Annotated in this window: 12 protein-coding genes; 7 read left to right on the top strand and 5 right to left on the bottom strand. The window is 39.9% G+C overall.

What is annotated here, in order from left to right:
* Positions 1–74: 74 nt before the first annotated feature.
* Both ABZP26_RS00420 and ABZP26_RS00415 read right to left on the bottom strand, forming a co-directional pair.
* The gene (locus tag ABZP26_RS00420; protein WP_368485206.1) at positions 75–923 is read right to left on the bottom strand and encodes an MBL fold metallo-hydrolase; all 849 of its coding nucleotides are present in this window, start codon (positions 921–923) and stop codon (positions 75–77) included.
* A gap of 76 nt (positions 924–999) precedes the next feature.
* A complete protein-coding gene (locus ABZP26_RS00415; RefSeq protein WP_368485205.1) occupies positions 1,000–3,288 on the bottom strand; it encodes a penicillin acylase family protein in 2,289 nt (762 codons plus the stop codon).
* A gap of 156 nt (positions 3,289–3,444) precedes the next feature.
* Here ABZP26_RS00415 and ycaO point away from each other — a divergent pair, with 156 nt between their 5' ends.
* The 7 genes from ycaO (at position 3,445) to folX (ending at position 12,051) form a co-directional block, all read left to right on the top strand.
* Entirely contained in the window at positions 3,445–5,205 is a 1,761-nt protein-coding gene (gene ycaO / locus ABZP26_RS00410) for a 30S ribosomal protein S12 methylthiotransferase accessory factor YcaO (protein WP_013463710.1), read from the top strand.
* 118 nt (positions 5,206–5,323) lie between these two features.
* A complete protein-coding gene (locus tag ABZP26_RS00405) occupies positions 5,324–8,677 on the top strand; it encodes an ATP-binding protein (RefSeq protein WP_368485204.1) in 3,354 nt (1,117 codons plus the stop codon).
* Positions 8,678–8,724: 47 nt separating this feature from the next.
* Positions 8,725–9,357 carry a YceH family protein gene (locus ABZP26_RS00400; protein ID WP_368485603.1) on the top strand — a complete coding sequence of 211 codons (633 nt, stop codon included), beginning with the start codon at positions 8,725–8,727 and terminating at the stop codon, positions 9,355–9,357.
* Positions 9,358–9,429: 72 nt separating this feature from the next.
* Positions 9,430–10,266, top strand: a complete 837-nt coding sequence (gene nadE / locus ABZP26_RS00395; protein WP_013463707.1) for an ammonia-dependent NAD(+) synthetase — start codon at positions 9,430–9,432, stop codon at positions 10,264–10,266.
* 127 nt (positions 10,267–10,393) lie between these two features.
* Positions 10,394–11,113, top strand: a complete 720-nt coding sequence (folM, locus tag ABZP26_RS00390) for a dihydromonapterin reductase (RefSeq protein WP_013463706.1) — start codon at positions 10,394–10,396, stop codon at positions 11,111–11,113.
* Positions 11,114–11,136: 23 nt separating this feature from the next.
* Positions 11,137–11,691, top strand: coding sequence for a GTP cyclohydrolase I FolE (gene folE, locus ABZP26_RS00385; protein WP_008108996.1), 555 nt, complete (start codon positions 11,137–11,139; stop codon positions 11,689–11,691).
* A gap of 3 nt (positions 11,692–11,694) precedes the next feature.
* Complete coding sequence (gene folX / locus ABZP26_RS00380) at positions 11,695–12,051, top strand: dihydroneopterin triphosphate 2'-epimerase (protein WP_013463705.1); 357 nt, start codon at positions 11,695–11,697, stop codon at positions 12,049–12,051.
* Here folX and ABZP26_RS00375 read toward each other — a convergent pair.
* The 3 genes from ABZP26_RS00375 to ABZP26_RS00365 all read right to left on the bottom strand — a co-directional run bounded on the left by ABZP26_RS00375 (position 12,028) and on the right by ABZP26_RS00365 (position 15,257).
* Complete coding sequence (locus tag ABZP26_RS00375) at positions 12,028–12,468, bottom strand: YqaA family protein (protein WP_013463704.1); 441 nt, start codon at positions 12,466–12,468, stop codon at positions 12,028–12,030. The genes folX and ABZP26_RS00375 overlap by 24 nt on opposite strands.
* A gap of 92 nt (positions 12,469–12,560) precedes the next feature.
* On the bottom strand, positions 12,561–12,926 hold the full coding sequence (locus ABZP26_RS00370; protein ID WP_010392586.1) for a DUF4870 domain-containing protein: 366 nt from the start codon (positions 12,924–12,926) through the stop codon (positions 12,561–12,563).
* A gap of 159 nt (positions 12,927–13,085) precedes the next feature.
* Positions 13,086–15,257, bottom strand: a complete 2,172-nt coding sequence (locus ABZP26_RS00365) for an oligopeptidase B (protein WP_016900230.1) — start codon at positions 15,255–15,257, stop codon at positions 13,086–13,088.
* Positions 15,258–15,348 lie beyond the last annotated feature (91 nt).

The following is a 15,348-nucleotide window of genomic DNA, read 5'->3' as shown; positions in this document are numbered from 1 at the left end:
GGCACGTAAAAATCAAAAAAGCTGAACAAATGCTCAGCTTAATTAGGTCTATGCGTTATGGTTCGCGCTAGGCGCTACTTTAAACTGCGATAAAAAAGGGTGGTTACACGCTCTTTTGGTAACCAGTTTGCATATTCAAGGCCAAGTTCTGATAATGGATCGGCTTTGAGGACTTGCTCTAAACTGGCATCGTTTTGCATAGCATTAAGCATAACATCTTTCGCTTTTTGTACCAGCTTACGATACGTCATTAGCCCTGAACGGTCGCTTATCGGGCCATGCCCTGGAATAACGGCTGTTTTTTCATCAATTTGTTTGATCACATCATCAACCGCAGCTAAAACACCATCAACACTACCGCCACTATCTACATCAACAAAAGGTAAGCTTCCAAAGTTAAAATATATATCGCCCATGTGCACTATGTTGTCGTTACTAAAAAAGATAACCGAGTCGCCATCTGTGTGTGCATTTGAGTAGTGCACAACATGCGCATGCTCATTGTTAAAGTGCAGTTTTAAATCATGGCTAAAACTAATACGCGGTAAGTAATCAGAACCCTCACCATGTTTTTCTTTTAAGCGTTTGTGCACATTGTCGTGAGCAATCACATGTGCGCCCGCTTTGGCAAAGTTCTCGTTACCACCAGTATGGTCACCATGATGATGGGTATTAATTACAAACTCGGCACTGCCTGGCTTTAAGTCGCTAATGGTTTTTTTTATATCGTCGGAAAGCTTGGCAAACTGATCGTCAATAATATAAATGCCATCATCCCCCACGCTTGCGGCAATGTTACCGCCTTGACCAAATAACACATAAACATGTTCACTTAATTGTGTAGCCGTAACAGGGTTTTCATCCGCAAATGCATAATTGCTTAACAGTAAACTGGTGATTAATGCCGGTAGTAATTTTTTCATTTTTGTTTTCCTATAATTGCTTTATCTGGGTTATAAAACGTTATTACTACTTATTTAGCTCACTTTGCATCCAAGGCTAGTCGTTCATTGGTGCAATTTCAATTTGATGCATTAATGCTTGCGGTAATAATGGCGTGTGCTTGCCTTTTACATATTCATCAAAACCAGCTCGGTAAAACTCAGAAAGTGGGTGCCCTGATTGCCCACCCGGAATCGTTAAAATAGCATTCTTTAAGTGCCCAGGCTGAACAATAAAACGCTGTGATGCGCCAAAACTACGTTTTTGCACCGCTGGCATATAACTGTCACCAAATCCGGGGGCTGTTGGCATGTTAAGTAACTTATTTAGTATGGGCATTTGTTTAGCAAACGGGTGCTCAATCGCTAATTCGTTTACTTTTCCCCACTGCCAGTTTTGTATGTTATTACCAAACCTTGATGTTAACTGCGTGAGTGTTTGCTCAAAGGCACCCTGTAATTGCTGCTCCCAATTAGTAAACTGCGGATTAACCCAACTTGTTGGCTGAGCCTTTATTAACTGCCAAACAGCAGGCTCTAAATCACGTTTCACATATTTTAATGTGCCATCTTGCTGGTTGAGTGTTGTCTCAATACTGCTAAATAAAATATTTATCAATTCATCACGATACGTCTTTACTAAGGTATACCCTATTGATTGCGGGCAAGCGCATTGCTGCCAGTTTTCGAGGGCATTTATATGATCTTTATAGCGCGCGGGCTGTTTTTTTAACTGCTCAAGCAATAAGGCATGCCAAGGCATTAAAAATCGTGCTTGGTTGTCTAACTGCAACTGATAAAAATCACTTTCATTAAAACGTTGTTTTTCAAATAACCTATCGCGAATTTGCGTTGCACGTGCCCCAAGCGCATAACCGCCATTACCAAAACGGACGTTATCATCAGCAGATACCACTCGAGAATTACCTGTCCACAACCGCCCGTTTTCAGGATTTTTAATAAAAGGTCGATCGATTTCGTTTTGCTGCCAAAGCGCGGAGTAATCTTCTTCTTTTACGGCTAATTCACTGGGTGTTGTTCGCGCAGGTATACCGCCCATATTTTTCCATGCTGCATTTCCTTGGTCATCGACCACCAGCAGGTTTTGCACAGGAATACCTACGTCACTTGCAATATCAAGCGCATCATCAACAGTCTGTGCTTGCTCAAGCTGTAATAGCTGCATATTAACGGCGTATGGTTGATGTGCAGCCCAGCTCAGTGCGTAAGGCTTTTCATTAATGTATTTTACCGGACCGTATTCACTGAGCGTAAGAGAGTGACTTTCTACTTTGCCACTGGGTAATGCAATAGGCTCATCTACTTGCCACATTTTGCTATCGCTATTAAGCGCAATCCAATCGGCGGTATCTAAATACCCGTTGGTAAACCCCCATGCAACGTTGTTATTTGTGCCTACTACAATCGCCGGCGCTCCCGGAAGCGAGACACCCGTTACCTGCATGGGTTTATTATTTAATGAATAGTTTAATTGGGCTCGATACCAAATAACCGGCACAGCCATTGATAAATGCATATCATCAGAGAGCATCGCAGCCTGAGTGTTGGTTAAATTTGAGGTGACCGCCCAATTATTACTACCCACTTCTAAGTTAGCGGTAATGGGTTTAATCGCGGTGATTGGTTGCGATAAAAGTTCGGGGATTGGGTTATTCAAAAGAGCGAGTTGACTGCCATCCAATGCGGCTTGATATTGGCTAGGCTGAGTTAAAAAACTTACCATTTCAGCACCGTATTGCTGCTCTATTTGAATTAAAGCTTGGTCGCGCTCAAATGTAGATGACTGTAAATCAAGGTACATGCTAAAAATAACTAATAAACTGTCTTCACTTTGCCAAGGTTTTTGCTCAGCCCCCGTGAGTAAATATTCAAAACTGGGGTACCCTACTTGTGCAAGGCCTTCATTTACACCTTGGGCATAACTGCGTAGCAGCTGTTTGTCGGCCTTCGGGAGGGTTTTTAAAATAGCTTGGCTGCGTTTACGTAATTGGTGAAAACGCATTTTTTTATCAAGCCCAAGCGCGGCTTCACCAAATAGTTCGCTTAGCTCACCGGCCGCATTACGACGTAATAAATCCATTTGAAAAAAGCGGTCTTGCCCATGAGCATACCCTAAGCCATAGGCAGCGTCATGACGAGTAGTTGCAGTAATAACGGCTTGGCCAAGCGTATCACGAGCGACTTTAACGGGCTGTGTTACCGCATCGCTTCGGCCTTTACCATCAAGGGCTGGCAAACTTAAGGTCAAAACGCCGTAAACAATTGCAGTACTGGCGAGCGCTAAAACCACAACAACCAATAGCAACCGTTTGATTACTTTAAACATAAATATACCCTTTAACTATTTCAATAAACTATTATTAGCATATATTCATAATCGTTCTATTAAAAACGCTACGAAAAGCGGGTAAAGGGTGAAATAAACATCAAAATCCACGATAATACACAGTTCATGTATTGTGCAGACCTAGTTGAGATCAAAATGACTGAAAAAACATTTATTAAAGGTAAAGACCGCGATTTAGAATCGTCTATCTCTACCATGCAAAACAAGCTAAAAGCGCTAAATATTAATATTGAAGAAGCGCTGTGGCTTAACCCTGTAGCAAACTGTTATTCAGTTCATATAAAAGATAGCGACTGCGGTGTGATGTTTACTAATGGTAAAGGTGCCACTGATAAAGCCTCTATCGCCTCTGCGCTAGGTGAATATTTTGAGCGTTTAAGCTGTAACTACTTTTTTGCTGATTTTTACTTAGGCGAAGAGTTCGCCAATGATGACTTTACTCATTATCCAAACGAGAAATGGTTTAAAGTTGAAAACGATGAAATACCACAGGGTATTATGGATGAAAGCTTATGGGATTATTTTGACCCAGAGCGTGAATTAACTGCATCACATCTTTATGACTTTAACTCTGGCAATTTCGAACGTGGTATTTGTTCTGTGCCGTACACTCGTCAGCGCGACAATCAAGACATTTATATTCCGGTGAATGTGATTGGTAATATTTTTGTTTCTAATGGCATGAGTGCTGGTAATACTAAATTTGAAGCCCGTGTTCAGGGATTATCTGAAGTATTTGAGCGCGCTATTAAAAACCGCATTATTGCCGAAGGTATCAGCTTGCCAATCGTGCCTGAAGAGGTGGTAAAACAATACCCTAAAATTCATGAAGCTTGTGAAGAGCTACGAAGCCATGGCTTCCATTTACGCATTGCGGATGCATCACTAGGCGGTAAATACCCAGTAATGAGTGTCACGCTTATAAACCCTGTTGATGGGTCAGTATTTGCTTCTTTTGGTGCCCACCCTTCATTTGAAGTAGCGCTAGAGCGTACCGTTACTGAATTACTGCAAGGTCGTCGCCTAGATCAACTAGACGTATTCCAACCTGCTACATTTGATAACGACGAAGTCGCTACTCCTGAGAACATTGAACTGCACTTTATTGACTCAAGCGGTTTAATTTCACATGACTTTTTCCGCTCTGAAGCAGATTTTGAATTTGTACATTGGGACTTTAGTGGTTCAACTGAGCAAGAATACAACTTCTGTACTGATTTAATTCATAGCATGGGTCACGATATATATATTATGGATTACACCCACTTAAACGTGTATGCATGTCGTATTTTAGTTCCTGGTATGTCAGACATTTATCCAGTAGATGAGTTAATTTGGCGCAACAATAATGAAGGCGCTAAATTCCGCGAAGACTTCTTATCGCTTGATCAGTACGACAGCGAACAATGGATGGAAATTTACGACAACCTCGAAGAAGCAGGCCATAGCGATATTATTCGCGCAGCTGAATTCATTGGCTTAGCAACCGACGCCGATACACCTTGGCACACACTACGCATTGGTGAGCTTAAAGCACACTTATGCTTAGCGGCGGGTAATGAAGAAGCTATTGACTGGGTTGATTGGATTTTGCATACCGGTCAAGTAAACGACGAAGCGATGCGTCACTTTCGTTGCTTAAAAGCAATCCTTGAAATTAAATATGATGACGAGCGCGAATATGCAAGTTATCAAGATGCATTAGGTTTAATGTTTGGTAGCGACAATGTCACGCTTGCTATTGAAATTGCTGAAGGTCGTAAATTATTTAACGGCTTAACTTTCCCAGGCTTATCGCTTGAGGGCTTTAAAAAGCATGCAGCACTTCTTGATGGTTACCGCAAATTACACGTTGCAAAGCAACAGCATTGGGCGCGCGAAGTTAGCGACTCATAACCACACCTAAACTACTAATTATAAAAATAAAATGGCGCATTTTTAACTGCGCCATTTTTATTTCTTCGATAAATTGACTATAGTTAGCCTGCCTTGATTAACAACTTAATTACATTCTATGTCCCCGCAGCGCAAAAACAAACGCACCCGAATTAATAACGCTAAGCTGACTTTTTTATTATCGCTGGTGTTGATAATCACTATCAGCTTGGTGCTTGATCACGTCAATTATCACCGTGAGAAAGATGCTTATCGATTACGCACTCTGTCGCAGGTAAGTACCTATAGAGCACAACTTGAAGCTGTACTAGTGTCTAATATTCAACTCATTCGTGGCTTAGCTATTGCTGTTGCCGCTGAGCCAAACTTAGATCAAACTCGCTTTGAACAAATTGCAGCCCCACTTTTTGAAACCTCAAATGAGCTACGTAACATTGGCGCGGCGCCAGACATGGTAATAAAAATGACCCATCCGCTTAAAGGTAACGAAAAAGCGATAGGTCTTAATTTTTTGGAAAATAAAGCACAGCGCGAAGATGCCATTAAAGCAAGAGACACGAATACGATCGTGATGGCAGGTCCACTTCAGCTTGTCCAAGGCAGCGAAGCCTTGATTGCGCGCGTACCAGTATACTTGCCAGAAAATAACGCCTTTTGGGGATTGCTCTCAGTGGTACTCGATATAGAAAAAGTTTATGAAAACTCGGGGGTTATTGAGCTACAGCAAAATTATAATATAGCAATACAAGGACGTAATGGATTAGGTAAGCAAGGTGAGTTTTTTTTCGGTGACCCCTCTATTACTGATCAAGACCCTCTAGAATTTACTTTAAACTTTCAAGGAGGTGTTTGGCAGCTTTATGTTATACCCAAGCAAGGCTGGCAACCAGTGAGTTCTTCGATCTGGCCTTTACGGTTCATTATTTTAACCGTGTTAGGCTTGCTCATTTCTGCCTTTTTGTTTTATCTAAAAATACTCAACCGTGAACAAGAAAGCGAAAGAATGCTTGAGGTGATGAGTAATTTAGCACAAGTCGGTGCATGGTCGTTTAACTTAGAAAAAAAACACGTGTTTTGGTCAGATATGACTAAAAAAATATTTGAATACCCATTAGATGAGCAACCAAAATGGTCAGAAAATTTAAACTATTTTAAAGAAGGTGAAAGTAGAGAAAAAATCGCTAAACTGGTTGAAAGAGCAATTAAGCATGGTGAAAGTTACGAAACTGAGCTTGAAGTGATCAATGCAAATGGTCAGCCTGTATGGGCACTTGTTCACGGTGAAGCTGAACATAAAAATGGCCGTTGTGTAAGAATATTTGGTTCATTACAAAATATTGATGCCCGTAAAAAAGTAGAATTAGAAAATCGCAAAATTGCTCGTTTTAACGAAACCTTGGCCTCCTTAACGGTGAGTGATGAAATATTAAATGGCAAACTAAGCCAATCTAAAGAATTAATCACGCAGTCTATTTGCCAAGCCCTTGAGGTAAACTGCGCCAGTATAAAATTGTTTAACCAACAAAGAACCCAGCTAATGCAATTTGCGAGTTTTAATCGTTCAGGTAGCGAAAATAATATTCCGTGGCTGCAAGAAACTATTCCTGACTTTTTTACCGCAATAGAACGAAAAGCGATATTTTGTGTTGATGATGCTCAACAACATCCCTACTTAGCCCCCATCAAAGAAAGCTACCTTCAACCGTTTTCAGTCAAGGCGATGCTGTGTGTTCTTATTCCTGCAAGCAGTGGCTCTATTGGAATAGTTTGTGCTGAGCAAGATATAGTTAGAACATGGAGCCATAATGAAGAAAGCTTTTTAATTGCTGTAGGGGCTTTAATTGGCAGCCTTTACTCTAGCCAACAACGTATAGAAACAGAGGCACAACTAGTCAAGGCAAAAGAAGCCGCAGAACAAGCTGTGATTGCAAAAAGTGAGTTTTTAGCCAGTATGAGCCATGAAATTCGCACACCCATGAATGGGGTGTTGGGAATGCTTAATATTGTTAAAGCAACCCAATTAGATCAACAACAAAAGCATCATATTAAACTTGCACAATCATCTGCAGAGTCATTGTTAGGAATTATTAATGATATTTTAGACTTTTCTAAAATAGAGGCTGGCAAGTTAGACATTGAAAATATTCAATTTAATTTACCTCGCTTACTGGGTGAAGTGGTTGAGTCATTTGCATTAAAAGCCGAGCAAAATAACACCACGTTAATTTTGGATGCAACACATATCACCAGCAGTGAATTTATTAGCGATCCGAATAGATTACGTCAAATTTTAAGTAACTTAATTGGTAATGCCGTTAAATTCACCCAAAACGGTGAAATATTGATAACCGCTAAAATTGCCCACACACTTGGCGCCACAGTTTTAGAATGTGCAATCGCTGACTCAGGTATAGGAATCAGCGCAGAGAAACAGCCCCATTTATTTGATTCATTTACTCAAGCAGACACATCAACCACACGCCAATATGGTGGCACAGGCCTGGGTCTTGCTATTGTAAAGCAGCTGTGTGAGCTCATGGGTGGCAAAGTGAGTGTGAGCAGTACACCAAATAAAGGCAGTACATTTTCCTTTTTTATAAAGATAATCCCTCAATTAGTTCAACAGCACGAAGCATATCAAGCAATTAAAAATAAGCGTATTTGGGTTATTGATGATTGCTTACTTAATACCACTATTGCCAAAAAACAATTAACTCGCTGGGGGGCTAAGGTCAGCACGATCTGCGATTACCTGTCTATAAGTGCCTACATTAATAGCCATGAAGATACCCCACCAAACATTGTGCTCGTTGACAGTGCTTTATTTGAACCATTATACGAAGCTCAAGCACTCGCACTTAAGCAGTTTTTAACAAGAAGTAGCGGCCATTTAATTATTATGGCTCCCATGAGTTATACAAATAAAAACGCGACCTTACCATTAACCGAAGAAACCCTCGTATTTAAACCACTCACCCCTTTTGATTTACAAAATGCGCTGACTGCAAAAAGCACTATCGAGCAAACACACGTTGATACACAACTAAAGTTGCTTGCTGCCACTGAGGTTATGACAGATACACTCGCGGCGCATGTTTTATTAGTAGAAGATAATAAAATTAACCAAGTTGTTACCGCTGCTTTTTTAAAACAGTTGAACGTGACATTTGAGATTGCTGAAAATGGTGCTGAGGCAGTTGAAACGTTGAATCAAAACCCAGCTAACACTTATCAATTAATATTAATGGATTGCCAAATGCCTACGATGGATGGCTACCAAGCAACTATTGCCATCAGAGAAGGCAAAGCAGGCAAGGTAAATAAAAACATAACAATAATAGCGCTTACCGCAAACGCAATGCAGGGTGATAAAGACAAATGTTTGGCCACTGGTATGGATGACTATTTAACTAAACCCCTCAATGCCACAACTCTTCATTCTAAGCTCCAGCAATGGCTTACAAGCAAATAACAGTGTAAGCTAAAAATAGAATTTATTAGGTGAGATAAGGTATGCAATTGCAATTATCAATGGAGCAACAACGCGTTATTGGTTGTTTATTAGAAAAACAAAGCACAACACCTGAGCACTACCCTTTATCGTTAAATGCATTAACAAATGCCTGTAATCAAAAATCGAATCGCGCGCCAGTTGTTAATTATACAGAAGAGCAAGTTCAAACAACCGTTGATGAATTAATCAGTCTGCGATTAATCACTGTAAATGAAGGGCTGTCTGGGCGAGTTAATAAATACGATCATCGTTTTTGTAATACTGAGTTTAGTCACCTGCAATTTGATCAACGGCAAAGGGCGATTATTTGTTTATTATTATTGCGAGGCGCACAAACACCTGGCGAATTAAAAACACGCAGTAGCCGCCTTGCCGACTTTGCTCGTATTGATGATGTTGAAAAGTCACTTGAACAACTAATTCAAAGCAATCATGTTAAAAAGATGCCGCGCGAATCAGGTAAACGGGATTGTCGATATATTCATTTATTTGCAGATCAATCATCTGTGAACGAGGCTTCACTTGAGGCACAAACACACACTGATGATATAAAAAACACTGAGCTAAATGACTTACTTGCAGAAATTGATGAGCTAAAAGTCCAGCTTAAACAAATAAAAGCTCACTTAGGGCTTTAATTCATAAATATGAAATCACATAATAGTTGCTCTATGTAGAGCGTAAAAATTATTTAACTAAAGGAGCGGGCCATGCGCGCCGAGATTATGGCTGAAATGAAAGTTCAGCCTTCGATTGATGTAAACGCTGAAATTAAACGCCGAGTGGATTTTATTAAAGCACGTTTAAAAGCGGCATATTCAACCTCACTTGTACTAGGGATCAGTGGTGGTGTAGATTCATCGACCTGTGGCCGTTTGTGTCAACTTGCTATTGATGAGCTAAACCAAGAACACCCTGACACTCATTATCAATTTATTGCTGTACGCCTACCTTATGGCGTTCAAGCTGATGAAAGTGAAGCGCAAATGGCGGTTGATTTCATTAAGCCGAGCACCCGCATGACAGTAAACATTAAACCCGCAACCGATGCACTGCATGAGCAGACAATGGCAACTCTCGCGGGTACCGAACAAACACTCCCTTCGCAAGATAAAATCGATTTTATTAAAGGTAATGTCAAAGCACGTCAACGCATGATTGCGCAATATGAAATAGCCGGCTTTTGCCAAGGCTTAGTGGTCGGTACCGATCATAGTGCTGAAAATATTACTGGTTTTTACACTAAATTTGGTGATGGTGCATGCGATTTGGCTCCTTTATTTGGCCTATCAAAACGCCAAGTTCGCGCATTAGCAACCACATTGGGTGCGCCTGCGCTTTTAGTTGAGAAAGCACCAACAGCGGATTTAGAAAGTGATAGACCAGGACTAACAGACGAAGAAGCACTTGGCTTAAGTTATGAAGAAATTGATGACTTTTTAGAAGGTAAAGCAGTTTCAAGTCATGTAGAAGAAACGCTAATTGCAATTTACCAGCGCACGCAACATAAGCGCCAGCCTATTCCAACAATATACGATGCTTTTTAAATCAATATTATAAGCGTGATTTAACTGATCGAGCCGCTTGTATTTTACGTAAACATGACGTGAAAATAAGTGGCTTAAATTTTTAAAAGTTAACCTTAACGCTTGCCAACAGAGAGTTTTATATTTTATGACACCCCCTATTTTGATTACTGGTGCAGCACAACGTATAGGGCTTGCGCTGGCAAAGCACTTTATAGCCCAAGGGCAAGCGGTCATTATTACTTATCGGACCCGTCATGAGGCTGTTGATTCGTTGGAACAACAAGGGGTTACCTGTCTTTATGCTGACTTTAGTACTGATGAGGGCATTAATACTTTTATTACTTTGCTTAAATCACACACTGACTCACTCAGGGCGGTTATTCATAATGCATCAAGCTGGGACTGTGAAGCTAACAACCCTCACTTTGAGCAGCTGTTTGACAATATGATGCGCATTCATGCAAAAACACCGTACTTGGTAAACTTACATTGCGCAGATTTACTATTAAATTATCAGGCGTCGCATGCTAAACCCGCTGACATTATTCATTTGACTGATTATGTAGTGGAAACAGGCAGCCCAAAACATCTTGCTTATGCGGCCAGTAAAGCCGCACTGGATAACTTAACTAAATCATTTAGTGCTAAATATGCACCTAACATAAAAGTGAATTCAGTCGCACCATCATTAATTATTTTTAACCAACATGATGATGAGCAGTATCGCGCTAAAACTTTAAAAAAATCATTAATGGGTATCGAACCTGGATGCCAAGAAATTATCAATAGTATAGACCTACTACTGAACAGCCATTACATCACAGGGCGTGCTTTACCTGTTGATGGTGGTCGCCATCTTAAGTAAGTCCTAATAAAACTGAGAAACTTATGCATAACGAATTAAAAGAAAGCTATCAAAAAATTATAACTGCTGTAGGTGAAGACGCTGAACGTGAAGGGTTACTTGATACCCCAAAACGCGCTGCAAAAGCGATGGAGTACCTTACTCAAGGATATCGTCAAACGCTTAACGAAATCACTAACAATGCGGTATTCACCTCTGACGCTGACGACATGGTATTGATACAAGACATCGAGCTTTACTCTATGTGTGAACATCATTTACTCCCTTTTATTGGCCGCTGTCATATTGCTTATATCCCTGATGGCAAAGTATTAGGCTTATCTAAGTTTGCGCGTATTGTTGATATGTTTTCGCGTCGTTTTCAAATTCAAGAACAGCTTACCCATCAAATTGCAAAAGCGGTTGAGGAAGTAACCGGTGCAAAAGGTGTGGGTGTAATTGTTGAAGCAAAACACATGTGTATGATGATGCGTGGTGTAGAAAAACAAAACTCAAGCATGCGTACCTCGGTAATGCTAGGAAACTTTAGAGCCGATCCGAAAACACGTAATGAGTTTTTACAGCTGATCAAAGGATAATGTATGGCAAACGCAATTATTAATGTAACTAATTTACGACTACGCACATTTATTGGTTTTAATCCTGATGAGCGTGAAAAAAAACAAGATGTGGTCATTAACCTTGAAATTCACTACCCTGCTGATCAAGCTTGTGAAACAGATGAAGTAGACCAAGCACTTAACTACAAAGTGATTACTAAAGAGGTAATTAGCTTAGTGGAGCAAGGACACTTTTTATTGTTAGAAAAACTAGTTGCTGAAATTCTTGCTGTTTGCCACTCACACCCAAGTGTTAATTATGCTAAGGCTCGAGTAGATAAACCTCATGCGTTGCGCTTTGCCGATTCGGTTTCTTTAACCCTCGACTGGCACAAATAATCCGACGGCAAGGGCTATTACCGCTAAATAACGTAACCCCTTGCCGAGCGTTACCAGCACTAAAAATGTAGTAAAGCGAACTTTAAATACGCCGCCAATAACGGTTAGTGGGTCGCCAACGATGGGCAGCCAAGCAAACAATAGGCTATAAACACCATATTTATTAAACTGCTGTTGTGCTTTTTTAAGCCCTTTTTCAGATACTGGAAACCATTTTTTATCTTTAAAACGCAATGCCTGCGTCCCTAACCAATAGTTAACACAACTGCCTAGTACATTACCCAAGGTTGCTGCAAACCAAATTAGCCATAAGTTAGTATTGCCTTGCATGATCATGCCACCCATCAATACTTCAGAGGAGCTAGGTAATAACGTGGCAGATATAAATGCTGTAAAAAATAATGTTATATAGAGCATCTTTCCCTTATGGCTAAAAACTAAACCCAGCAATTAAGCTGGGTTTGAACGACTTTTTAACTTAAAACCAATTCACCGAATAATAAAAACAGTTATTTTATCAAATTTAAGCTAAGGGGATAATTAAACTCTTTGCCATCGTTGGCTTTCACGCTTGCGATAACCACCATCACAAATGAAAAAATAGCCACCATAGGTAACAGTAGTAAACCAACCGCTGCAAAAATTAGTAAAAAACAAACAAAGTAAGCTATAGCCATAGTAATCTGAAAATTAAGGGCTTTTTTACCATGTATATCAACAATTGGCATTTCATCTTTTTTAATTAGCCAGATAATAAGAGGGCCGAGTACCGACCCAAATGGCACAATAAACCCCGCTAGTGCACTTAAATGACATAGCATTGCCCAGGTGCGGTCATCTTTATTGACGACTTTAATCTCTTGATTTTGTTCCATTACACTCTCCCTTCTCGTTTTTATTTTACGCTAAAATAATATTCACACTCATTAGCCACCTTAATGTAAATGCTTATTTATCCAATGCAAAGCATTTGTGTATATTTAAAAATAAAAAAGCGCAGCAAATAGCTGCGCTTATTGATATTGCCAGACCAGTTACTTATTCACACCAGCTAAATCAAGCATAAAAGCATAATTTAATGCAGTATCTTCTAAGCGTTTGAAGCGACCTGATGCACCTCCGTGCCCTGCTTCCATATCGATTTTAAACAGTAGCTTGTTATCATCTGTTTTGTAATCTCGCAGCTTAGCCACCCACTTTGCAGGCTCAAAATATTGTACCTGTGAATCATGTAAGCCAGTAGTAACTAACATATTTGGGTAATCTTGCTTACTGACCTGATCATAAGGTGAATACGATAACATATACTCATAGTATTCTTTCTCGTTAGGGTTACCCCACTCACCGTATTCGTTGGTTGTAAGTGGAATACTTGCATCAAGCATCGTGGTCACTACATCAACAAATGGAACCGCAGCCACCATTCCTTTATACAACTCAGGAGCTTGGTTTGCCACTGCACCCATTAATAAGCCACCCGCACTGCCACCTTGAGCAAATATTTTATCTTTTGCACCATACTTTTGCTCAACCAATGCCTTGGTAACATCTACAAAGTCGTTAAAGGTGTTCTTTTTAGTCAGTAGTTTACCGTCCTCATACCAAGGGCGACCTAGCATTTGTGAACCGCGAATATGCGCAATGGCAAATACAAAACCCCGATCGAGCAAACTTAAGCGAGCGCTAGAAAAGGTAGGATCCATGGTCGCGCCATACGAGCCATAACCATATTGTAGCAGCGGATTAGTTCCCTCTTTTTTAAACATGTCTTTGCGATAGACTAGGCTTACCGGTACTTTAATACCATCTCGTGCAGTGACAAAAATTCGCTCTGATGCGTAGTTATCTGCACTAAAATCACCGAGTACTTTTTGTTGTTTAAGTAATGTTTTATTGCCAGTAGCTAAATTAACATCATACGATGAAGCGGGTGTTGTCATACTGGTATAATACACACGTAATGTATCGCTATTTAAATCATTGTTACCGTAGGTGCTAATTGTATAAGCACTGTCGTTAAAGCTAAGCGGTATCTCTTTACCCGTGGTTAAGTTACGAGCAATAATAGTCGACTGACCCATTTCACGCTGCTGATACACTAAGTAATCGTTAAATAAGTCGATGCCTTCTAATTTTATATTATCGCGAGCGGGGATCACCGTTTGCCAATTAGCTTTATCGCCAGCTTTATCAATATCTACTTTCATTAACTGAAAGTTGACTGCGTTTAAATTAGTGACAATGTAGTAAGTATTACCCAGCTTAGAAATTCCATACTCCAGATCCGCTTCACGTTCAATCAAGCGTTTTGGCATAGCTTTAACATCATCAGCACTTAAAACCGATACACCTGACGCAGTTGTACTGCTGTGCCAGATATAAATTTCTGAATCGTCTTTGCTTTTGCTAATACCCATGTAATAACTGGTATCTGTTTCTTCATAAACGAGTTCATCTTCAGCCTGTGGGGTACCGAGCGTATGACGATAAACTTGGTAACCTAGTAAAGTTTGTAAATCTTTTTTTATGTAATAAAGCGTTTTGTTGTCGTTTGCCCAAACAACACTGCCATTCGTACCTTTAAGCGTATCTTCGAGTAATTTACCAGTGCTTAAGTCTTTTATTTTTATATTATAAATACGACGACTTACGGTATCTTCACCATATGCCATTAAATTGCCGTTTGGACTTACATCTAAACCACTTACGGCATAATAATCATGTTCCTTAGCTAGCTCGTTTACATCTAAAATAACCTGCTGGTCAGTGCCTGCAAAATCACTACTACGTACATAAGTTGCGTATTCGTTATCACCGCGAGTTTGTGATGAATAATAATAGTCACCGTTTTTAACTGGCACTGAATCATCGTCTTTTTGAATTCGCCCTTTTAGCTCTTCAAATAACCTAGTTTGTAACGTTTTTGTATGTGCAAGCATTGCATCTGTATAAGCATTTTCAGCCTCAAGGTAACTAAGTACCTCAGGATCTTTTCGCTCATCATCACGCATCCAGTAATAATCATCAATACGAGTGTCGCCATGAATAGACATTTCATATGGTACTTTTTTAGCAACCGGCGGCATTACTGCGATTTGAGATACAGACTGTTCAGTAGGCGTGTTTTGTTTAACTTCAGGTGCTTTATTACAACCACCTAAAATAGCTAACGATATTACGGCAAGCGTAAACGAAGTGTGTTTCATTAATTTAAATCCCTGTTGTTTTTATTATATTAAATATACCTAATATTAAACACGACAGAAATTTAGTTTGTGAAGCTATGTAAAAAGGGAG

The organism is Pseudoalteromonas sp. SD03 (assembly GCF_040937955.1).
Classification (GTDB): Bacteria; Pseudomonadota; Gammaproteobacteria; order Enterobacterales; family Alteromonadaceae; genus Pseudoalteromonas; species Pseudoalteromonas tetraodonis.
Note: the sequence above shows the minus strand (reverse complement) of the source record. Positions and strands in the feature narration are given on the sequence as shown.

Excerpts from the sequence above, each read along its gene's own strand:
- ABZP26_RS00415 (WP_368485205.1), bottom strand. The coding sequence starts at position 3,288 with ATGTTTAAAGTAATCAAACGGTTGCTATTGGTTGTTGTGGTTTTAGCG.
- ABZP26_RS00370 (WP_010392586.1), bottom strand. The coding sequence starts at position 12,926 with ATGGAACAAAATCAAGAGATTAAAGTCGTCAATAAAGATGACCGCACC.
- nadE (WP_013463707.1), top strand. The coding sequence starts at position 9,430 with ATGCGCGCCGAGATTATGGCTGAAATGAAAGTTCAGCCTTCGATTGAT.
- ABZP26_RS00375 (WP_013463704.1), bottom strand. The coding sequence starts at position 12,468 with ATGCTCTATATAACATTATTTTTTACAGCATTTATATCTGCCACGTTA.
- ABZP26_RS00405 (WP_368485204.1), top strand. The coding sequence starts at position 5,324 with ATGTCCCCGCAGCGCAAAAACAAACGCACCCGAATTAATAACGCTAAG.
- ABZP26_RS00420 (WP_368485206.1), bottom strand. The coding sequence starts at position 923 with ATGAAAAAATTACTACCGGCATTAATCACCAGTTTACTGTTAAGCAAT.
- folE (WP_008108996.1), top strand. The coding sequence starts at position 11,137 with ATGCATAACGAATTAAAAGAAAGCTATCAAAAAATTATAACTGCTGTA.
- ABZP26_RS00365 (WP_016900230.1), bottom strand. The coding sequence starts at position 15,257 with ATGAAACACACTTCGTTTACGCTTGCCGTAATATCGTTAGCTATTTTA.
- ycaO (WP_013463710.1), top strand. The coding sequence starts at position 3,445 with ATGACTGAAAAAACATTTATTAAAGGTAAAGACCGCGATTTAGAATCG.
- folM (WP_013463706.1), top strand. The coding sequence starts at position 10,394 with ATGACACCCCCTATTTTGATTACTGGTGCAGCACAACGTATAGGGCTT.
- folX (WP_013463705.1), top strand. The coding sequence starts at position 11,695 with ATGGCAAACGCAATTATTAATGTAACTAATTTACGACTACGCACATTT.